This window comes from Trichloromonas sp. (assembly GCF_034006665.1).
Classification (GTDB): domain Bacteria; phylum Desulfobacterota; class Desulfuromonadia; order Desulfuromonadales; family Trichloromonadaceae; genus Trichloromonas.
On sequence record NZ_JAVESI010000030.1, the window covers coordinates 25,420 to 45,203 of the forward strand.

The 19,784-nt window shown below is 63.6% G+C and carries 16 protein-coding genes; 15 read left to right on the top strand and 1 reads right to left on the bottom strand.

The features are described 5' to 3' along the window. Positions 1–7: 7 nt before the first annotated feature. From RBR25_RS11845 to RBR25_RS11905, 13 genes are all read left to right on the top strand, one after another. Positions 8–1,081 (top strand): metallophosphoesterase family protein, encoded by a 1,074-nt coding sequence (locus RBR25_RS11845; RefSeq protein ID WP_432819761.1) that lies wholly within the window; start codon positions 8–10, stop codon positions 1,079–1,081. A 20-nt stretch (positions 1,082–1,101) separates the two neighbouring features. Further along, positions 1,102–1,509, top strand: coding sequence for a cytochrome C (locus tag RBR25_RS11850; RefSeq protein ID WP_432819762.1), 408 nt, complete (start codon positions 1,102–1,104; stop codon positions 1,507–1,509). Positions 1,510–1,847: 338 nt separating this feature from the next. Further along, a complete protein-coding gene (locus tag RBR25_RS11855; RefSeq protein ID WP_432819763.1) occupies positions 1,848–4,499 on the top strand; it encodes a PD-(D/E)XK nuclease family protein in 2,652 nt (883 codons plus the stop codon). Then, positions 4,496–7,840 carry a UvrD-helicase domain-containing protein gene (locus tag RBR25_RS11860; RefSeq protein WP_432819764.1) on the top strand — a complete coding sequence of 1,115 codons (3,345 nt, stop codon included), beginning with the start codon at positions 4,496–4,498 and terminating at the stop codon, positions 7,838–7,840. The genes RBR25_RS11855 and RBR25_RS11860 overlap by 4 nt, the downstream gene beginning before the upstream one ends. 113 nt (positions 7,841–7,953) lie before the next feature. Further along, complete coding sequence (locus RBR25_RS11865) at positions 7,954–8,697, top strand: TlyA family RNA methyltransferase (RefSeq protein ID WP_432819765.1); 744 nt, start codon at positions 7,954–7,956, stop codon at positions 8,695–8,697. Then, complete coding sequence (locus RBR25_RS11870; protein ID WP_432819766.1) at positions 8,694–8,945, top strand: hypothetical protein; 252 nt, start codon at positions 8,694–8,696, stop codon at positions 8,943–8,945. Before RBR25_RS11865 ends, RBR25_RS11870 begins: the two co-directional genes overlap by 4 nt. Positions 8,946–8,954: 9 nt before the next feature. Then, positions 8,955–10,067 carry a metallophosphoesterase family protein gene (locus tag RBR25_RS11875; protein ID WP_432819767.1) on the top strand — a complete coding sequence of 371 codons (1,113 nt, stop codon included), beginning with the start codon at positions 8,955–8,957 and terminating at the stop codon, positions 10,065–10,067. Further along, the gene (locus tag RBR25_RS11880) at positions 10,064–12,310 is read left to right on the top strand and encodes an ATP-binding protein (RefSeq protein WP_432819768.1); all 2,247 of its coding nucleotides are present in this window, start codon (positions 10,064–10,066) and stop codon (positions 12,308–12,310) included. Before RBR25_RS11875 ends, RBR25_RS11880 begins: the two co-directional genes overlap by 4 nt. After that, a complete protein-coding gene (locus tag RBR25_RS11885) occupies positions 12,285–12,632 on the top strand; it encodes a histidine triad nucleotide-binding protein (protein ID WP_432819769.1) in 348 nt (115 codons plus the stop codon). The genes RBR25_RS11880 and RBR25_RS11885 overlap by 26 nt, the downstream gene beginning before the upstream one ends. A gap of 25 nt (positions 12,633–12,657) precedes the next feature. After that, on the top strand, positions 12,658–14,271 hold the full coding sequence (locus RBR25_RS11890; protein WP_432819770.1) for an FAD-dependent oxidoreductase: 1,614 nt from the start codon (positions 12,658–12,660) through the stop codon (positions 14,269–14,271). Then, a complete protein-coding gene (locus tag RBR25_RS11895) occupies positions 14,271–14,867 on the top strand; it encodes a methyltransferase family protein (protein ID WP_432819771.1) in 597 nt (198 codons plus the stop codon). Before RBR25_RS11890 ends, RBR25_RS11895 begins: the two co-directional genes overlap by 1 nt. Before the next feature lie 117 nt (positions 14,868–14,984). Further along, positions 14,985–16,403 carry an HD domain-containing protein gene (locus RBR25_RS11900; RefSeq protein ID WP_432819772.1) on the top strand — a complete coding sequence of 473 codons (1,419 nt, stop codon included), beginning with the start codon at positions 14,985–14,987 and terminating at the stop codon, positions 16,401–16,403. A 75-nt stretch (positions 16,404–16,478) separates the two neighbouring features. Further along, entirely contained in the window at positions 16,479–17,516 is a 1,038-nt protein-coding gene (locus RBR25_RS11905; protein WP_432819773.1) for a polysaccharide deacetylase family protein, read from the top strand. Here the strand turns inward: RBR25_RS11905 and RBR25_RS11910 are convergent. After that, on the bottom strand, positions 17,493–18,476 hold the full coding sequence (locus tag RBR25_RS11910; protein ID WP_432819774.1) for a glucosaminidase domain-containing protein: 984 nt from the start codon (positions 18,474–18,476) through the stop codon (positions 17,493–17,495). The two genes, RBR25_RS11905 and RBR25_RS11910, sit on opposite strands and share 24 nt — an antisense overlap. A gap of 465 nt (positions 18,477–18,941) precedes the next feature. On the opposite strand from RBR25_RS11910, the gene RBR25_RS11915 reads away from it, so the two are divergent. After that, positions 18,942–19,106, top strand: coding sequence for a hypothetical protein (locus tag RBR25_RS11915; RefSeq protein WP_092056818.1), 165 nt, complete (start codon positions 18,942–18,944; stop codon positions 19,104–19,106). Positions 19,107–19,120: 14 nt separating this feature from the next. Next, the gene (locus RBR25_RS11920) at positions 19,121–19,597 is read left to right on the top strand and encodes a ferritin-like domain-containing protein (RefSeq protein ID WP_432819775.1); all 477 of its coding nucleotides are present in this window, start codon (positions 19,121–19,123) and stop codon (positions 19,595–19,597) included. Positions 19,598–19,784: the final 187 nt, after the last annotated feature.

Genomic DNA, 19,784 nt, shown 5'->3' on the forward strand with positions numbered 1-19,784 from the left:
GATCCCCATGAACAAAGCCATTCATCGTCGCGACTTTCTCAAGGGGGCCGGCGCCCTGGCCCTGGCCGCGAGCCTGCCGATCAACTTGGTCGAGATGGCCTTCGCCGACAGCAGCCAAAACTTCACCTTCGCCTATATTTCCGATGCCCATATCCAGCATATTTCCGGCAGCAAGTTCGTGCGCAACTGGGATCGCGGTCTGATTCGCGCCGTCGCCGAGACCAATCTGCTCAATCCCAAGCCCGACTTCGTTCTCTTCGGCGGCGACCTCGCCCAACTCGGTACCAAGGCCGAACTCGACCACGGCGCTGAGATCATGTCGGCCCTGCGCTACAAGACCCACTACGTCATGGGCGAGCACGACTACTACCTCGACATGGGCGAATACTGGGAAAAGCTCTTCGGTCCCCAGTATTACAGCTTCGATCACAAAGGGGTGCACTTCATCGTTCTCAACAGCGTGCGCACCTACGACGACTGGACCTACAACCGCTGGCCGACCGCCGAGCAGCGCATGCTGGAGATGGCCGGGCTCGATAACCCCAACGGCTCGCCTTTCATGGTCGGCGAGGTTCAGCGCAAGTGGCTGAAAGCCGATCTCGACAAGGTCGATAAAAAGACGCCGCTGGTGGTCCTCTCCCATTCCCCCTTGCAGAAGATCTACAAGGGCTGGAACTTCTGGACCGAGGATGCCGAGGAAATTCAAGAGCTGCTCAAGCCCTTCGCCAAGGTCAATGTCATCTACGGCCATGTGCATCAGATCCAGTACAACCAGATCGGCAACATCAGCTTCAACGCGGTGATGGCCACCGCCTGGCCTTGGCCCTATCCCCAAAGCTACGCCCAGGCCGAAAGCCTGCTGCCGAAGATGACGGTGCCGATGAACCGGGCCGACCCCTTCTTCGAGCGGGACGCCACCGGCTGGCAGTTCATCAACGTGAATTCAGGCAATGTCGACATGACCTTCACCCTCTACAACAACGCTACGCGCACGGTCCGCTATAACCCGAAAACCGGTCGGCCCGAGGATGTGACCTATCAGGCCGAGGCCGCCCGGATTCCGGCTCAAACCCACTACTAACCGATCGAGGAGGCGCGATAATGAACGTTGTGAAGCTGACCGCCCTCATCCTGGGGCTACTGTTGTGTGGCGCGGTTCTTCCCGCCCTGGCCGACGAGTTCACCGAGGCCGACCTGAAGCGTTGGGAAGGGGAATACCAGTCGGTGGTGGAGAAGGGGCGGGCCCTCTGGGTCGGCACGGAACTGAGCAGTAACGGCGTCGCCTGCGCCCAGTGCCATCCTAACGCCGCCAACACCCATCCCGAAACCTATCCGAAATTCCAGAAGCAGATCGGCAAGGTTGCCGAACTGCGGCACATGATCAACTGGTGCATCCGCAATCCTCTCGAAGGGGCCGACCTCGATTTCGACAGCGCTGAAATGCTCGCCCTCGAAGCTTATATCGCCTGGGAACGGCGGAATGTGCCCTTGGCGCCGGGCAAGCACTAAAGCGGAGAGGCTGAGGAAAAACGCCCATCTGCGGCGTTGCCCTCATCTTCGTCGCTGCGACGTACCTCTCGGTACGCCTCACTCCTCGAATTTCGGGCGTCTTGAATCAGGACATTTTTGCCCAGCCTCGTATAGCGAAAGTGCTAAAGCGGCGGGATAAACTCCGCCGCTTTGGTCATTTTACCGGCAGCAGTTACCAGCTTGGAAGGTGCCTACTCGAAATTTCCCCTCCTTCCTCCCCTTATTCCGGTCTCTGTCGGTCCCTCCATTTCCCCTTGGCCGTCGCCGGCCGCCGGGTTATGCTGTCCTTTGTCTTTTATGGAGGAGGGATGGCTGCGATGCCCGAACCGTCAATGTCTTTTGCCGAGCTGTGCCGCGTTCTAAGCCAAGGGGCGCTGGTTTTGACCGTCAACAAGCGCCTGGCCCGCGCCCTGCGCGGACGCTTCGACGCCTGGATGCTTGAGTCGGGATGCGAGGTCTGGGGGACGCCGAAAATTTTCGGCCTCGATACCTGGCTTTTGCGCTGCGCGTCGGAACTGGGCGAGGATGCCGAGCTGCTGTCGGAAGGCGCTTCCTTTTACCTCTGGGAGCGGGTGATCGAGGCCGAGATCGCCGGTTCGGAACTGGCCCTGCTGCAGGTTCCGGCCAGCGCCCGCCGCGCCCAGGAGGCACACCGGCTGCTGGTGGAGTACGACGTCGATCTTTCGGATGATCCCTTAAGCGATGATCACCGCGCCTTTCTGCGCTGGCGCGCGGCCTATCTTGATGTTTGCCGGAAGGAAGGCTGGAGCGATTCCGTCCTGCTGCCGGCACGGGTCGCCGCCGCATTGGCGGACGGTCGGCTTCAAGCCCCCGATCAGGTCTTCGTTGCCGGCTTCGACGATCCTCCGCCCCGTCTGACCCGCCTGTGCGCCGCCCTTGAAGGGGCGGGGTGTCGGGTGACAAAGTGGACCGGCACCTTGCCCGCGCCCGGTGACTGCCTACGGGTGGCTGCTCTCGACGCTGAGGACGAGGCGCGCCAGGCGGCCCGCTGGGCGCGCCGCCTGCTGGAAGCCGGGTCCGTTCGCATCGGTGTGGTGGTGGCCGACTTGCAGCAGCGCCGCCGGCTGGTGGAACGGGTCTTTCGCGAGGAACTCGCCCCCGAATCCCTCATCGATCTCGAAGGGACGGAAGAGGGCTTCAACCTCTCCCTCGGTTCCCCCCTCGCCGAACAGGGGCTGGTGACGGCAGCCCTCGACATCCTCGCCGTTTCCGGCCGTCTTACCCTCGACAGCCTGAGTTTTCTCTTGCGCACGCCCTATCTCGGCGGCTCTCAGCGGGAGGGCGCCCTGCGTGCCCGCTGCGACCGCAAACTGCGCGCCGGTCGCCGGGAGAGCTTCAGTCTGGCCCATCCCCCGGCGGAGATCGCCGCTTCCCTGCCGGAGTTTTCCGCCATTCTCGCGAATCCTGCCGCCCGCGGCGGAAGCCGGCGGCGGCCTCTCGGCGAGTGGATGGCGGTCTTCGGCGAACAGCTGGCGGCGGTTGGCTGGCCCGGAGAGCGTCCCCTCGGGAGCCTGGAATATCAGGCACTCAAGGTCTGGAAAGAGCGCCTGCTGCCGGCGGTGATCGAGTTGGAGCCGGTTTCCGGCCCGCTTGAGCGCGACACCGCCCTCGATCTGCTGCGCCGTCAGGCCCGGGAGACCACGTTTCAGCCCGAAACCCCGGACGGCCCGGTGCAGGTTCTCGGCCTCCTTGAAGCGGCGGGTCTGGAGTTCGATCATCTCTGGGTCATGGGCTTGACGGACGAACTCTTTCCCGCTTTGGCCCGGCCCAATCCCTTTCTTCCAATCCCCCTGCAGGTCGCTTGCGATATGCCCCATGCCGGGGCCGAGCGGGAACTGACCTTCGCCCGCGCCCTTCGCGACCGCTTGGCCTTTGCGGCGCCGTCGGTGATTTTCAGCCATCCGCTGAAAGAGGGGGATGTGGAGCTGCGTCCCAGCAGCCTGATCCTTGATTGTCCCGCGGGTGCTCCGGTTTTGGCCGAAAGCGCCGCGCCCCTGGCGGTTCTGGAAGGGGTGGCGACGCCTATGGAAACGCTCTGTGACGAAACCGGACCGCCCCTCGCCGCCGCCCGTGCCGTTGGCGGCACCGCGATTCTCAAGGATCAGGCTCTTTGCCCCTTTCGTGCCTTTGCCCACCATCGCCTGGCGGCCCGGGGGCTGGAGCATCCCGAACCGGGGCTCGACAGCCTCACCCGGGGCAGCCTGCTGCACCGGGTGCTGGAAGGTTTCTGGCGCGAAACCGGCGATCATGCCGCGCTTCTTGCCCTGGGCGATGAGGAACTGGACGAGCGCGTGGCGGCGGTAGTGGAGACGGCCCTGCGCGAGTGTTTTGGCCCGGAGATGGCGTCCCCCCTCTGCCGTATCGAGGGAGCACGTCTTCGCGTCCTGGCCCGGGAATGGTTGGAACAGGCGGAAAAGGGCCGGACCCCCTTCGCCGTTCAGGGGGTCGAGGAGAAGCATCAGGTCGTCTGTGGTCCCCTGACCATCGACACCCGGATCGACCGAATCGATCTTTTGCCCGATGGGGGACGTTTGGTCCTCGACTACAAAACCGGCCGGGTCGATCTCGACGATCTGCTTGGCGAGCGTCTGCTTGAACCGCAGTTGCCGGTCTACGCCGGGGATGAGTCGGGGGAGAATCTCGCCGGCGTCGCCTTCGCCCAGGTGCGGCGCGGTAGTTGCCTCTTCAAGGGGGTGGCGGTGGGGGAGGAGATGCTTCCCGGCATCGCCGCGTTCATGGGGTCGAAAGCGGCGGGAAAAATCGGTCTGGGGGATTGGCCGGAACTTCTCGAACGCTGGCGGAAGCAGCTCGCCGAACTGGGCGGGGAGTTTGCCCGGGGCTGGGCGGCGGTGGCGCCAGTGGCGCCGGAGAAGGCCTGCAAGTTCTGCGATCTTGCTCCCTTGTGCCGGATCGATGAGACCCTGGCCTGGGAGGAGGTGGAGCCGTGAGCCGTTCCGTCGACGCCGAGGCCCGGTTGCGGGCCATCGATCCCGAAAGGTCTTTCATCGTCCAGGCCCCGGCCGGGTCCGGCAAGACCGAACTGCTGATTCAGCGCTACCTGCGCCTGCTCGCCACGGTGCACCGCCCCGACGAGATTCTTGCCATCACCTTCACGCGCAAGGCCGCCGGGGAGATGCGCGGGCGGCTGCTGCGCGCCCTGCGCGAGGCCCGGGGACCGGCGCCGGAGAGTGACCATCAGCGGCAGACCTGGGAACTGGCCCGCGCGGCCCTGGCGCAGGATGCCCGGCAGGGTTGGAATCTTCTTGATAACCCCTCCTTGACGACGATTCAGACCATCGATTCCTTCAACGCCGCCCTGGTCCGGCGTATGCCCTGGATTTCCCGTTTCGGCGCCATGCCGGCCATCGCCGAGGATCCTTTTCCGCTCTACCGTGAGGCTGCGCGGCGGGTGGCGGGGCGGCTCGATCGGGGCGGGGTGGGGAGCGCCGAGGTGGCGCTGCTGCTCGAACATCTCGACAACCGCATGGATACCCTGCAAGGGATGCTGGTCGCCATGCTGGCCCGCCGCGACCAGTGGCTGCGTCATCTCGGCCGGGTCGAGAGCGAACGGCGGCGCGAGTTGCTGGAAAAGTCCCTGACGGATTACGTCGCCGACCGACTGCGGGAGGCGGATGCCCTGCTCCTTCCGGATTGTCGCGACGAACTGTTGGAATTGGGGCGTTATGCAGCCGAGCAGCTGGAAGGGGGGGCAAGGACGCTCTGCCGCTGCGCTGACCTCACCGAATTCCCCGGTACTGATGCCGCCGATCTGCCGGGCTGGCTGGCGCTGGCCGATCTGCTCCTGACTTCCGGCGGAGACTTCCGCCGGCGGCTCGACAAGAATGGCGGATTCCCTGCCGGCAAGGGGGAAGCGGCGGCGCGCAAGGAGCGGATGCTGGAACTGCTCGACCGTCTGCGTGCCGTCCCTGGGCTCGAAGATGCCCTGGCCGAGCTGCGCCGCCTGCCGGACATCCGCTATCCCGACCGGCAATGGCAGGTGTTGCAAGCCCTGGTCGAACTGCTTCCCCTGGCCGCCGCCGAGCTCTGGCTGGTCTTCCGTCAGGAAGGACAGGTCGATTTCGCCGCCGTCGCCCTGCAGGCCCTGGCCGCTTTGGGTGGTGCCGACGACCCCTCGGAACTGCTGTTGCGCCTCGACGCCCGTCTGCGCCACATTCTTGTGGATGAATTCCAGGATACCTCCTATCTGCAATATCACCTGCTTGGTCATCTGACCTCCGGCTGGCAGCCGGGGGACGGTCGCACACTCTTCGTCGTCGGCGATCCCATGCAGTCGATCTATCTCTTCCGCGAGGCCGAGGTCGGGCTCTTTCTGCGCGCCCGTTCCCGGGGGCTGGCGACGGTGGCGCTGGAGCGCATCGACCTGTGCGCCAATTTCCGTTCCCAGCAGGGGATTGTCGATTGGGTCAACGACGCTTTCGCCGGGCTTTTCCCCGTCGAGGAGGACGAGGCCCTGGGCGGGGTGGTCTATGCCCCCTCGACGGCGGTGCACGAAATGCTGTCGGGACCGGCCTGCGTGGTCCATCCGTTCATCCGGCGCGATGACGCCGCCGAGGCCGAGCAGGTAGCGGATCTGGCCGAGCGGGCCCTGGCCGAGGATGCTGGGGGGACGGTGGCGGTGCTGGTTCGCGCCCGCACCCATCTCACTGAAATCCTGCGGGTTTTTTCCGCTCGTGGCCTGCGTTTCAGCGCCCGCGACATCGACCCCCTGGAGCGTCGTCCGGCGGTGCGCGACCTGCTCGCCCTGACCCGGGCGCTGCTCCATCCCGCCGACCGCCTGAGCTGGTTGTGTGTGCTGCGCGCCCCCTGGTGCGGCCTGACCCTCGCCGACCTCGAAGTCTTGTGCGGCGACGACGGCGGTCGCCTCGTTCCGGAGCTTTTGGAGGATGAAGAACGGCTCGCGGCCCTTTCCGCCGACGGTCGACGCCGATTGGAACGGGTGGGTGCGATCCTCCGTCGCGGGCGGGCGCGGCACGGCGCGCTCCCCCTGCGACAACTGGTGGAAGGGGTATGGCTGGCTCTGGGCGGCGGCGCCTGCTGTGACGGTGCGGCGCGCAAGGACACGGCCCGGGTCTTCGCCCTGATGGAGGAATGCGATCACGGGGGCGATCTGCTTTCCCTCGATGCTCTCGACGAGGGACTCGGGAGGCTCTTCGCCGCTCCCGACAGCGGCGCCGACGGGCGCTTGCAGGTGATGACCATCCACAAGGCGAAGGGGCTGGAATTTGACACGGTGATCCTGCCCGGCCTTGGCCGGGGTCCGGCCGGCGGCGATCGGCATCTGCTGCGCTGGCTGGAACATCCCGACCGCGGCCTGCTCCTCGCCCCGGTACCGGCCTTGGACGGCTATGCCCGGGACGCCACCTACGAGGCTATCGGTCGCCTGGAAACGGCCAAACAGGAACTGGAAAGCCTGCGCCTGCTCTACGTCGCAGCAACCCGGGCTAAGCGCCGCCTGCATCTGCTCGGTTACGCGGCGCCGGACAAGGACGGATTGCCCCGGCCCTTGTCCGGTTCCCTGCTGGCCCGGTTGTGGCCGGTGCTCGGATCGGACTTCGTTTTTCCTGTGGCGGAGTCGGCCGCGGGGGAAGGGGAGGCGGCTGTGCGGACGCCGCTGCCGATTCGGCGGCTGCCCGCCGACTGGCGGCTACCGCCCCTGGCTTCGCTCCCCCTGCCGACGGTTGCGCGGGCGCGGGCGGCCTCCGCTCACGGGGAAGAGGAGAGCCGTGACGGGCTCTTTACCGGCTGGGAGGCAGAGACCGCCCGCCATGTCGGCACTCTTTGCCATCTCTATCTTGAACGCATCGCCCGCGAGGGCACGGAGCGCTGGACAGCGGAGCGGATCGCCGCCGAGGCGGCGGCGGGGCGGCGGCGCTTGGCTCGCCTCGGGGTGCCGGCAGCGGAACTTTGGGCGGGCTGGGACAAGGTCGCGACGGCCCTCCTCGGAGCTCTGGCTTCCTCCCGGGGACGGTGGATTCTGGCGGCACGGGGGGACGCGGCCTGCGAGCTGGAACTTTCCGGGCGGATCGGGGACGAGCTGCTCCATGCCGCCGTTGACCGGACCTTTGTCACCGACGGCATCCGCTGGGTCATTGATTACAAGATTGTCGACTGCCGGGGCGGGAGTGAGCCTTTTCTCGCTGGGCAGATCGAGCGCTATCGCTCGCAGCTGGAGAACTACGTTGCTCTCATGGCCCGTTACGATTCGGCGCACCCGGTGCGTGCCGCCCTTTATTTTCCTCTTTTCGACGGCTGGCAGGAGCTGGACTGACGGGGGCGCAAGGGCGGCAAAACGGTTGCCCGCCCCCCCTCCCTGTGTTACTCTGTCGAGCGCGTCGCCGGCTCTTGCTGTCACCTGTTTCCCCCAGTTTTTTCGCGGTGTCCATGAAGAAAGTCCGACTTGACAAACTCCTCGTCGACCGGGGTCTGGTTCCTTCCCGGGAACGGGCGCGGGGGTTGATTCTCGCCGGCAAGGTGGTGGTCGGCGAGCATGCCGTGGACAAGGCCGGCGCACAAGTTGCCGAGGATGCCTCGGTGCGGCTCAAGGGGGAAGACATCCCTTACGTCTCCCGGGGGGGGCTGAAGCTGGAGAAGGGTCTCGACCATTTTGCCGTCGATCCTTCCGGACGGGTCGCCATTGATGTCGGCGCCTCCACCGGCGGTTTCACCGACTGCCTGCTGCAACGGGGCGCGGCCAGGGTTTACGCCGTGGATGTTGGCTACGGCCAGCTCGCCTGGTCGCTGCGGGAAGATCCCCGGGTGGTCAATCTCGAACGCACCAACATCCGTGAACTTACCGTCGAACGCCTCGGCGAGCGCCCGAGCCTGGCGGTCATCGACGCTTCCTTCATCTCCCTCGACAAGGTATTGCCGCCGACCCTGGCCCTGCTCGCTCCCGGCGCCGAGGTTGTGGCCCTGATCAAGCCGCAGTTTGAGGTCGGCAAGGGGCAGGTCGGCAAGGGTGGGGTGGTGCGCGACGCCGAACAGCACGCGGCGGTGGTGGAACGCATCCGGATACTGGCTGAAACTCTCGGCTGCATGGTTCTCGGCGTGACTGAAAGCCCGATTCTCGGACCCAAGGGGAATCGGGAGTTTCTCATCCACCTGCGCCGGAAGGATGAAGCATGAATCGTGTCTGTTTCGTCGGCGCCGGGGCGGACGAATTTTACGGCGGCAGGGGGTCGGAGGGCCGGATGGCCCGCTACCGCCTGCTTGCCTTCATCCTCATCGACAACTGCTCCAAGCGCGAAGGCCTCTGCGCTATCCCCGATCCGACGGCGGTACTCCGTCGGGTCCGCGCCGCCCGCCGGCCACGTTTCGGCGCTCCCTGTCCCCCCTTGGTCTGCTCTTATCCCGAATCCTACTTTGATGCATAAGGTGCCCTTATGATTCGCATTCTGCATACCGCCGACCTGCATCTGGACGCGGCCTTTCCCGAACTCGGCGAGAAGGAGGGGAAACGGCGTCTCGATCTGTTGCAGACCTTCGAACGGCTGCTGACCCTGGCGATCAAGAACGATGTTCAGCTTTTCATCGTTGCCGGTGACCTCTTCGATACTCCCCGGCCCACATCGGAGATCGTGGAACAGGTTGCCGCCGGTTTCAAACGTCTCATCGCCCGGGGGATCGCCGTTATCCTGCTGCCAGGGGATCATGACGCCCCGCCGGACGGGGTCAATGCCAAGCTGGCGGCCCTGGGTGCGGTCATCCTGCCGGAAACGCCGGGGCTCCAGCCGGTGACCATGACGGTGGCCGGTCGGCCCGTGCATTTCTATGCTTTCGGCGGCTGCGCCTTGCCGACCCCTGCGACTCTCGACCGCATGGCCCGCCGTCCCCTTGATGGAGTGCATATCGGGGTGCTGCATGGCTTGCGTCCGGTTCTTTCCGGTGAGTCCGGGCAGGGGCTTCCCTTGGAATCCCTGCAGGAGTGGAATCTTGATTATCTGGCCTTTGGTCATGGTCACGAATTCCTGCTGGTGGAAGGAGATGGGCGTCTTTACGGCTGTTGTCCCGGATCCCCGGAGGGCCTGCGTTTCGGCGAGAACGGTCCCCGCTACTGTGCTCTGGCCGAGGTCGAGCCGGAAAATATCCGGCTGGAGCCTCTGCCGGTGGGGGGGCGGGTACTGGACGAGCTGTGCCTTGATCTGACCGGCTGCGAGACGTTGGCCGATGCGGTGACACGGATTCGCGAATTGCATTCCAGCGATCTGCTGCTGCATCTGACTCTCACCGGACTGGTCGAGGTGCCGCTGGAGATGGCCGAACTGCACGACCGCTGCGCCGTGGATTTCTATCATCTGGAGTTGCTCGACCGTACCGAACTCCTTGCCGGTGATTTTGTCAGTCGCCTGGCGAGCGAGGAGACGGTGCGCGGGGTCTTGGCGCGCCGGGCTCGCCGCTTGCTGGATGAAGTCCCGCCGGAACGGCGTCCTCTGGTGGAGGAAGCTTTTCGCGAGACGCTGCGGCGTTTTCAGGGGCAGGGAGGGGCTCGGGCATGATTCTGCAAGCCATCGAGTTGCGAAATTTCGGTAAGTTCGCCGAAAAGACCTTCGAATTCCGGCGCGGGATGAATCTGGTGTACGGCGTCAACGAAGCGGGCAAGACGACGCTGGTGGAAGCGATTCCGGCGGTTCTTTTCGGCGTCCGTGACAAGAAGCGTTTTCGGTCCTGGGCCAGCGGCGAGGAGTGTGCGGCGGCCCTGGTGTTCACTGGGCGGCGCGGCCGGGTGCGCATTGCCCGTGATCTGCTCGATGACCGGGTGGAACTGGTGGAAACGGACGGCGAAGGGCGTGAGGTTCACCGTTTTTCCGGTTCGGTTCCGCCCGAAGAGGCGGCTGCCGGATCCGGCGAATACGGCGAACATCTGCTGCGTCTGTTCGGTCTCAACGAGGAGGCGGTCTTCCGCTCTTCCCTCTTCTTTGGCCAGGGACAACTTGGCGCTCCCGGTGCGCCGGCCATGGCTGGGCGCATCCGTTCCCTGCTCTCCGGCTTCGGCCAGGTCGATTACGACCGGGTTCTGGCCGGACTGCGCGACGAGCTGGCCGACCTCGCCGATGACAGGAGCGGGGGAAGAGCCGGAGAGTCAGGTGAGTTGGAAAAGGTCACGGCAGAGGTCGCCGCTTTGGAGGATCGTTGGCGGGAGGGACGTCAGGCGCAGGAGCAGTTGGCGACACTGCGTGACGAGATCGCCGAACTCGAGAACTCCATCGCTTTCGATCGTAGCGAATATGGCAAGGGAGAGCGCTATCTGGCTTTGGTCCGGAACCACTATCGGGTGACGGCTGGCGCCACCCCGGCGTCGTTTGCACCCCCCCCGGAGCCGCCACCCACCCCGGTTGCGGAAGCGTCGGTCGCCTCTTCCGTGGAAGATCCCGCCGAGGAACGTAACCGCCTGGAACGGGAGCTGGCTAAAACCGGTCTCCCCCGGGAAATCCCCGAGGATCTGGTAAAAATCCTCGTCGATGCCGACGAGGAGCGTAAGGTGCTGGTTTCTTTGCAAGGGGAAGCGGCGGAACTGCGCAAGGAACTGCATGGCTGGTGCACTCCCCCGTGGAAGGGGACGGCCGCCCTTTCGCTTCTGTTATTCTCGGCCGGGGCGGGCCTCTCCTGGGTCTTCCCCGGGATAACTCTCTGGCTTTGGGGGGGAGGGGGCGTTGCGGCTCTGCTCCCCTGGGGGCTCCATTTTATGCGGGCCGGCCAAGCTCGGGGAGAACGGAACCGTATTCAGGAGCTGATCCGGGAGGTGGAAGAGCGGCGGGAAGAGGTCCAGACGCGCTTGGCGGCCCTGGATGGGCGCTTCGAGCGTCTCGGCCTCTCTCCTTCGGCGGTGGAAGTCGTCCGGATGAGGAAGAATCTGCCTCGGCATCAGGAGCTGCTGGCCCGGATCAGGGAGCTGGAGGCGGCCACGTCCGGCGTCAAAAGTGCGCAGGTGCTGGAAGAAGAAAAGCCGACGGCCTCTTCTTCCGCCGAAGAACCGGCATCTCTGGCTGCGGAGCCGCCGCGGACCCTTCCTCCCGAAGCCTTGCTGCCGCAGGAGGAACTCCCCGCCGCCGAGGAAAAACTGCGGGAACTGGGGGAGAGTCTGCGCGAACGGGAGGCGCGCTTGCTGGAACTCAGCCGCGCGGAGGCGACTCTGCGCGCTTCCCTTGCCGATCTCTGCGCCATTGAACGGGAAGGGAAAGGGCTTAAATCCCGCCGGGACAGTCTGAGCCGGCGCCGGGAGGTTCTGCGGCTGGCTGCGGAATTGCTCGATGCAGCGGTCGAGGAGTTCCGTTCTACCTATCTGGAGCGCTTTGCCGCCGATATCGGCACCTATCTGATGGCGACCACCCGGGGGAGCTACGGACGCATCAGTTTCGACGAAAAATTTTCCCTGTTGTTGCCCGCTAAAGGAGAGGCGGGCTGGCGGCCCCTGGAACATTTCAGCCGGGGAACCGCCGACGCCGTCTACCTGGCGGTACGTCTGGCTCTCTCCCGGCATCTCGCCCGGGGGCAGCGGCTGCCGCTCTTCCTCGACGATCCCCTGGTCAATTTTGACGGGGAGCGGTTGCAGGAGACGGTCGGCATGCTGGAGAACGTGGCCCGGGAGCATCAACTGATTTTTCTGACTCACAACGAGTCGCTGCTCAAGCGCGCCGGCCAGAAACGCTGGCACCTTCTCTCCCTCGATCAGGCCCGCAGCGGCCGCAACCGCGCAAGCGAAGAAAGGAATGACGATGTCGAACAACTGCATCTTCTGTAAGATCGTTGCCGGCGAGATTCCCGCCCGGCTTGTCTATCAGGATCAGCATCTGGTGGTTATCGAGGATATCAACCCCCAGGCCCCCTATCACTATCTGCTGGTGCCGCGCAAGCACATCCGCACCACCCTTGATCTGACCACCGCCGACAATGAACTCATCGGTCACGTCTTCCAGATCGCCGGTAAGATCGCCCATGATATGGGTTTCGCCGAGGATGGTTTCCGCATCGTCAACAACTGTAACGACGCCGGCGGCCAGACGGTCTGGCACATTCATTTTCACCTTCTCGGCGGCCGTGATCTGACTTGGCCACCGGGCTAGAGGGCGCAGGGAGAAGGGGATCCGAATGGAGAGCCTGAAAGCCGACGTTCTCGTCATCGGCGGCGGGCTGGCGGGATTGACGGCGGCCATCGCGGCGCGGCGGGCCGGAGCCGAGGTGTTGCTGGTTTGCAAGCGCCGCCCCGGACGGAGCGGCAATACCCTGGTTGCGGCGGGCAATGTCACCAGTCTTCCCGCCGGCGACAGCGCCGATGAACTTGCCTTCGACACCTTCGCCGGCGGCCGGGAAATCGCCGACCCGGCGCTGGTCCGGACTTTGGCCGCAGGGGCGGCGGAAGCCGTGGATTTTCTACAAGGCTGTGGGGTGCGTCTGCTCCATGCCGACGGGCGGCTCCAGGCCCGTCAGGTGCCCGGGCACAGCCGGGCGCGGACGATCATTCCCGAGCTCGGCAAGGTGCCGGTGCAGACCGCCGGGCTGACTCTCACCCTGCCGCTGCTTGCTGAAGCCCGGCACCTTGGGGTGCGTTTCGCCGAGGGGTTCATGGTAGCGCGTCTGGCTCGCGATGGGGAGCGGGTCGCCGGCGCGCTGGCCCTCGATGGTTCCGGCCGCTGGCTCGCCCTGCGGGCACGGGCGACGATCCTGGCCACGGGCGGGGGCGGACGTCTCTACGTCGGGAGCAACAATACCCGGGACATCACCGGCGACGGCTATGCCTTGGCCCTGGAAGCAGGGGCGGCGTTGCGCGACATGGAATTCATCCAGTTCCATCCGGCTATGGGTCTGACGCCGGCGCGAATCATCCTCCCCACCACGCTCTTCGGCGATGGGGCAGTACTGCGCAACCGTTACGGCGAACGCTTCCTCCTCGACTCGGTCAGCGGTGGGGAGCCCGTCGCCGGGCGGGACGAGATGAGCCGGGCCATTGATCGGGAACTGCGCGCCGGACGCGGGATCGGTGCGGGGATCTATCTTGATCTCTCGGCCGTCCCCAATGATCTGGTGACGACACGTTATGCTCCCCTCTGGACGCTGCTGCGTCGGCGGGGGTGTGATCCGGTGCACAATATGCCGACCGTCGGCCTGGCCGTGCATTTCTTCATGGGCGGAATGGTTGTTGATCCCGACGGCGCGAGCACCGTACCCGGACTCTATGGCGTCGGGGAGGTGACTGGCGGGGTGCATGGCGCCAATCGCCTGGGCGGCAATGCCTTGCTTGAAGCCGTGGTCTTCGGCCGTCGCGCCGGTGCACGTGCCGCCGCCGAGACGGAAGGGGCGCTCGCGGGGATGTTCGACCCGCCCCGGGGCGGAAGCGGCTCTTGGACGCCGGAGGATTTGTCCGGGCTGCGCGACGCCTTGCGTCAACTCCTTCGGCGCTATGCCGGAGTGATCCGTTCCGGCGCGGGCCTCGTCGCCGGACTGGAAGAGTGGCGGAGACTGGATGAGCGCTATCGTGCCTGGCGCCAGGCCGAGCCGCTGCCGCTCTTTCTGGAGACCGGTCTGATGCTGCAAAGCGCCCGCTGCATTCTACTTGCTGCGCACGCCCGTCGGGAGAGTCGCGGAGCCCATTGCCGCGAGGATTATCCCATGCTCGACGACGAGTGCCGCGGATATCTCCGGATTGAGTCGGGGGGGGACGGGCATCCGCCGATCGTGCGTTTCGTCCTCCAAGAATCTCTTTAATGATCGGCGATCTGCTGATTCTGGCTTTGCTTTGGCTGCTGTGGTGCGCCGGGCATTCCTTGCTCGCCGCCGCTGCCGTCAAGGTGTGTCTGCGTGGTCTTTGGCCCTTTTCTCCCGCTTGCTATCGCCTTTTCTACAACCTGGCGGCGCTGCTTTTTCTGGTGCCGGTACTCTGGTGGGAGGCGCATGTCGGCGGGGAAAAGGTGCTGGTCTGGAAAGGTTTTGGGGAAGGGGTGCGGCTGCTTTTCTGGGGCATCGCCTTGGTGCTGGCCTGGGGCGGAACGCGCGCTTACGGCCTCCGTTCCTTTCTCGGACTGGATTGCCTGTTTTCCGGTAAGGAAGAGATGTTACAGCGGTTCCGCGATGACGGGGTGCTGGCCTGGACCCGCCACCCCTGGTATCTCGCGGGGCTGCTCGTCCTTTGGGGGCGCGACCTCACTGTTGCCCAACTGGTGACGGCAAGTCTGCTCTCACTTTATCTGATTCTCGGAGCTTTTCTGGAAGAACGCCGTCTGCTTGCCCTCTTCGGCGACGCCTATGAAGAGTACCGCCGCCGGGTGCCGATGTTCATCCCCCGGCGGCGACGGAGCGGGTAGGGAAAAGACGTCCGGGCGGGGGAATCCCCCTTGTCGGGCGGTTTTTTCTTCTATAAGATAAATCATCCCTTCTTTCTTCGTTCTCAGTTGGCTTCGTTTTGCACCGGAGAGTTCAGGTTGACTTACGACAACCGCACCCAGCAACGCCTGATCAATGAAATCATGGAGCTGCTCGTGACCCACTATGGTGGCGGGATGAGCGAGGCGGAGCTCGATCAGGCCATCGACAATCTTCATCGGGCGATCCGGGTTGCGGGCGAATCCCATGCCGGGGTCTTCCGCAAGTCGGGGGAACCCTATTTTTTCCATCCTCTGCGGGTCGCGCACCTAGCCGCCCGGCACTGGATGGATTTCGACTCGGTGATGGCGGCTATCCTCCATGATGTGGTCGAGGATACCCCGGTGACCTTGGCCGAGATCGAGGCCGGCTTCGGTCCCGAAGTCGCCCTCTTGGTCAACGGCCTGACCAAGGCTGCCGACGACAATGTCAGTCGGGAAATTCTCAAGGCCGAGACCTACCGCAAGCAGTTGCTGGCGGCGATCGAGGATGTGCGGGTTCTTTGTCTGAAGTTCTGGGACCGTATCGACAACCTGCAGACCATCGGCGCCCTGAGACCCGAGAAACAGAGCCTCATCGCCGAAGAGACCCGTACGGTCTATGTCCCTCTCGCCAGCCATCTGGGCATGGGGCATGTCGCTTCGGAACTCGAAGCCCTCTCCTTGAAGATTCTCTATCCCCGGCGCTCGGCGGGGTACATGCAGCACCTTGAGGCCCTGCGCCAACGGATGGAAGCGCCCCTGCGCAAGATCCGGGCGGAAATCAACAAGGAGTTCGAGCGCCGCAAGATTCCGATGCTGCTCAAGGACCGCTGGCGCCCCTTTTCCATCGCCGCCGCGAAGAACATGGGCCGGGGGTTCAGTACCCTCTACACCCTGGAACTTCAGGTCGACCGGACGATGGACGCCTATCTTGCCCTCGGTCTTTTACATGGCCTCTTCCATCCCATTCCCGGCAAATTGCGGGATCATCTCAACGTCATGTCCCAATTCGGTTATCAGGCTCTGAAGACCACCGTCCAGGCTGGTGAATACCGGATGCGAGTGGAAATCACCACTCGCAAACTGGCGCGCTTCAACGAGGCGGGGGTTCTCGCCCCCGGTTTCGAGTTCCGGCGGGAGAACTTCGAGGGCCTGATGCGCTCGTTGCTGGAAGGAGAGTCGGCTTTCGACACGGAAAGCCTGCGCCTGGCGTCCTCTTCCATCCAGGTCTATACCCCGCTGGGGGATACCCGGACCCTGCCGGAAGGGAGCAGCGCCCTCGATCTGGCCTTCGACATCCACGAAGAACTGGGGCTCAGGGCCATCCGCGCCCGCATCAACGGCCAGACCCGCCCGCTCAAGGCGCGGCTGATGGACGGCGATCAGGTCGGTATCGAGCAGAGCGAGATCCCCCAGGTGATGCCCAAATGGCTGGAGTGGGCCGTCACGCCGCGCGCCCGCAACGCCATCCGCCGTTACTTGCGCTCTAAGGTCTGATTCCGCGCCGGCCCTCGCGTCGGCGTTTTCGTTTCATCGCCCGTCATCATCCCTGTTTGAACAAAGGTTTGGATCATGCGTCTTATTCTGCCCTGCGGCCTGCTTTGGCTGCTGCTTGCCCTTTTCTCACCGGTCTGGGCCAGTCAGGCCAACATGTTTGTCTACCACCGCTTCGGCGATGCCCGCTACCCCTCCACCAATGTTGCTGTCGAAGTTTTCGCCCGGCAACTCGAATTGCTGAGAGCGAAGAACTATATCGTACTCTCCGTTGGGGACGTGGCGGAACGTCTCGCCAAGGGCGCGCCGTTGCCGGAGCGTTGCGCTGTGCTCACGGTGGATGACGGTTATGAAAGTTTTTTGACGGGCGCCATGCCGCTGCTGCGCCGTTACAGCTATCCGGTGAGCCTCTTCGTCAGCACCGATTCGGTGGGGGCTCCGGGGTATCTGACCTGGGACCAGCTGCGTACCCTGCGTGACGAAGGGGTGGAGATCGGCAACCACAGTGCCTCCCATCCCTATCTGCTTGATCGGCAGAAAGCGGAGGATGAGGCGGCTTGGCTGGCGCGCATTCGTGCGGATATCGATCGGGCGAGTGCGGCGTTGCAGCGGGAACTGGGGGGGATGAGCCGGATTTTCGCCTATCCCTATGGAGAATATTCACCGGTTGTGGCGGAGGTGGTCAGGTCGCTGGGATTTGTCGGAGCCGTGGCCCAGCATTCGGGGGTGGTCGAGGGGGGGAGCGACTTATTCGCGCTGCCGCGTTTTCCCATGGGCGGGGCTTATGCCACCGTGCCGGGATTTCGTGAGAAGCTCGCCATGCGTCCGCTGAAACTGAAGGTGCTCAGTCCTCAAAGCCCGGTGATCGGTGAGAAAAATCCTCCGGAACTGTTGCTGGAAATCGACGACGATGAGGCGGATCTCAAAAGCTTGCGCTGTTTCGTGGATGGATGCGAGGAGGGGGATCTGAAGCCCGTTTCGGGCCATCCTGGGCGCTATCGTATGACGGCCGGCGCCCCTCTGGAGGGGCGCCGGAGCCGTTATACCCTGACGGCACCGGGGCGAACCGGCGGCTGGCACTGGTTCAGTCAGTTATGGGTTCTGCCGCGACGTTGACCAGCGGGAACTGGCTTGCGCCGAAGAAAAGAGACCGGCAGTCATGATCAGGTCCTCCGTGGACTCGACTTCCGGACGGAAGATCACCGAGGTCAGATGTTGCAGCCGGTTTTTACGAATGACCGATTTGATCTTGCGGATATAGGCATGCCCCTGTTCCGAATAACGGGAAAGTCCTTCGGCGAGGTATTCACCGCGCAGCGGTTGCCCCGTGGCCCGCAGTTCGGCCCGGAGTTCCCGCAGGGTGTGATAGGCCCGGTGGGTATTGATGTTTTTCATGTAAGACGAGACGGATTCGTAGATTGACGCGAAAGAGCGCACTTCATAGGAGCGACCTTTCGGGCGTCGGTGGGGAACGATGCCGGTGCCGGGGATGAAGGTCCATTCCCCGAAGAGGTTGTTGCCCAGGCGGGCGAAGCGTGAAGTGCCATAGGCCGATTCGGTAGCTGCCTGGGCGAGAACCAGCGATGCCGGCAGAGTGTCGACCCGGCTGAGCAGGGCGAGGCGGGCCCGCTCGCTCGTTAAAGGGTCGGTTTTCACCTTGTATTCACTAGCGATGGCAAGCAGCTGGGCCTGTTCCACGGCGGAGAGGGTCTCTCCCTGGTCGTGGCGATCGAGGAGCGATTCCACGATCTCACGCTGGGCCCGAATCTCTTCGTTGACCCGCAGAACGAGGGGAAGCAATGAAAGGAAAAATACATTTTTTTTGCGGTCGACCTGGGGAATACGGTTGAGATCGTCGGGGAGTCCTTCGAGAAAGATCGAAGGCACTCCTTCATCCAGGGTCCCCCAATCGTAATTGTGACTGGAGAAAAGAGCTTCCAACTCGAGGTGGCTTGTCGGTCGGTCGCTCATGACGGGCGGGGGAATGAGCGTATCCGGGTGGGGAGCTAAGGCACTGCTGGAGATCAGGGGAATGAAAAGCAGGGTCAGGAAAATCTTCATCATTAGTGTTCTCATGGCTGTCGTAAACTCCCTCCAGTCATGGCGAAGCGGCTAAGCTTCACTTTGAAAGAAATGCAACCTAGCACAAAATCGAGTGAATTTCAACCATGCCGAATCGCTGAGGCTACAGGCCTAAGTATTTTAGAAAGTTTTTAGAGGTTTTTCAGGGGGATAAGGAGGCCGTCGGGAGAATGGAAAGTTCGGTGGAGGCTAATAAAAAGACCCCGTGTACGGAGGGGGGGAGTACACGGGGTCACCCCTCGGCACCCGGAGGCACCGAAGTTACGGCGATGATATAGCCGAAGCGGGAAGAGATCAAGTGAAAAAATGGGGATATTTTTTGCTGGCGACAGGTCTCTTCTCCGGTCGGAAAATCCGTTTTTTTGCGGATTGCCGTTCGGCGCTTGAGATTCTCCGGAGCCTGTGGTAAAAATTCTCGTCATTAAAAAGCCTTTTTGATTCTCTCATAGATGGTGGCCTATGGAAACGATCAAGACCGCGAGTTTCGAATATCTCATCAGTTTGGCCAAGGAACAGCCGGAAGGGGGGTATCTGTTTGTCCTCGACGGCTCCAGTTATCGCATCCAGGATGTCCTGGAAATTTCCAAGATCGCCGAAAAGCATGGTTATATCGTGATCTACTGACAGGAGGATGGCTTATGAGTGACCAGGGAGCAGTGTGCTACACCTTCGAAGCGGCTGTCGAAATGGCGGTCAAGATGGAAGACAATGGTTTTCGCAACTATCTGCGGGCCATGACCAAGGTCAAGGACAAGCAGGCCCGGATGATTCTCCAGGACGCAGCCCTCGATGAGCTTGACCATAAGCATCAGCTGGAAAAGGCCTTGGTCGAAGGGACCCTGGCGGGGGAGGAGAGCATGAATCGTCCGGTTCCGACCATGAATCTCGATTATGTGCTCAAGGCCAAGGAACTGCGTGCCGACGCTGATGCCCGCGAGGCCCTCGCCTACGCCATCCATCTGGAAAAAGAGGCGGTCGAGTTCTACCGCAAGTTGGCTGCCGGGTGCTCCGGAGCGCCCATGGGCTCGATTTTCGAGAAGATCGGCAATGACGAGACCCATCATCTCAAAGCGCTGGAAGATCTTTACGAAAGGCTTTTCCTCACCGAAAACTGAAGTTCCGTTTCGATTGTCTTTACAGGTCACACGGCGCCCCGGACTGTTCCGGGGCGCCGTATTTTGTTTGCCCAGCGTAGCGGGCAAACCCGGCCTGTTGCAAGAGACAGGCGTCACCCCGGCCAGGGGGAAGACAATCCGAATCGCAAGGGCGTTGCTGGTAACGGCAGGGTCTGAAGGAAGCGAT

What these genes read in the sequence shown, in the direction of transcription:
- RBR25_RS11845 (WP_432819761.1), top strand. Translation starts at nt 8, where the DNA reads ATGAACAAAGCCATTCATCGTCGCGACTTTCTCAAGGGGGCCGGCGCC.
- RBR25_RS11865 (WP_432819765.1), top strand. Translation starts at nt 7,954, where the DNA reads ATGAAGAAAGTCCGACTTGACAAACTCCTCGTCGACCGGGGTCTGGTT.
- RBR25_RS11850 (WP_432819762.1), top strand. Translation starts at nt 1,102, where the DNA reads ATGAACGTTGTGAAGCTGACCGCCCTCATCCTGGGGCTACTGTTGTGT.
- RBR25_RS11895 (WP_432819771.1), top strand. Translation starts at nt 14,271, where the DNA reads ATGATCGGCGATCTGCTGATTCTGGCTTTGCTTTGGCTGCTGTGGTGC.
- RBR25_RS11890 (WP_432819770.1), top strand. Translation starts at nt 12,658, where the DNA reads ATGGAGAGCCTGAAAGCCGACGTTCTCGTCATCGGCGGCGGGCTGGCG.
- RBR25_RS11885 (WP_432819769.1), top strand. Translation starts at nt 12,285, where the DNA reads ATGTCGAACAACTGCATCTTCTGTAAGATCGTTGCCGGCGAGATTCCC.
- RBR25_RS11905 (WP_432819773.1), top strand. Translation starts at nt 16,479, where the DNA reads ATGCGTCTTATTCTGCCCTGCGGCCTGCTTTGGCTGCTGCTTGCCCTT.
- RBR25_RS11915 (WP_092056818.1), top strand. Translation starts at nt 18,942, where the DNA reads ATGGAAACGATCAAGACCGCGAGTTTCGAATATCTCATCAGTTTGGCC.
- RBR25_RS11855 (WP_432819763.1), top strand. Translation starts at nt 1,848, where the DNA reads ATGCCCGAACCGTCAATGTCTTTTGCCGAGCTGTGCCGCGTTCTAAGC.
- RBR25_RS11920 (WP_432819775.1), top strand. Translation starts at nt 19,121, where the DNA reads ATGAGTGACCAGGGAGCAGTGTGCTACACCTTCGAAGCGGCTGTCGAA.
- RBR25_RS11910 (WP_432819774.1), bottom strand. Translation starts at nt 18,476, where the DNA reads ATGAGAACACTAATGATGAAGATTTTCCTGACCCTGCTTTTCATTCCC.
- RBR25_RS11875 (WP_432819767.1), top strand. Translation starts at nt 8,955, where the DNA reads ATGATTCGCATTCTGCATACCGCCGACCTGCATCTGGACGCGGCCTTT.
- RBR25_RS11870 (WP_432819766.1), top strand. Translation starts at nt 8,694, where the DNA reads ATGAATCGTGTCTGTTTCGTCGGCGCCGGGGCGGACGAATTTTACGGC.
- RBR25_RS11880 (WP_432819768.1), top strand. Translation starts at nt 10,064, where the DNA reads ATGATTCTGCAAGCCATCGAGTTGCGAAATTTCGGTAAGTTCGCCGAA.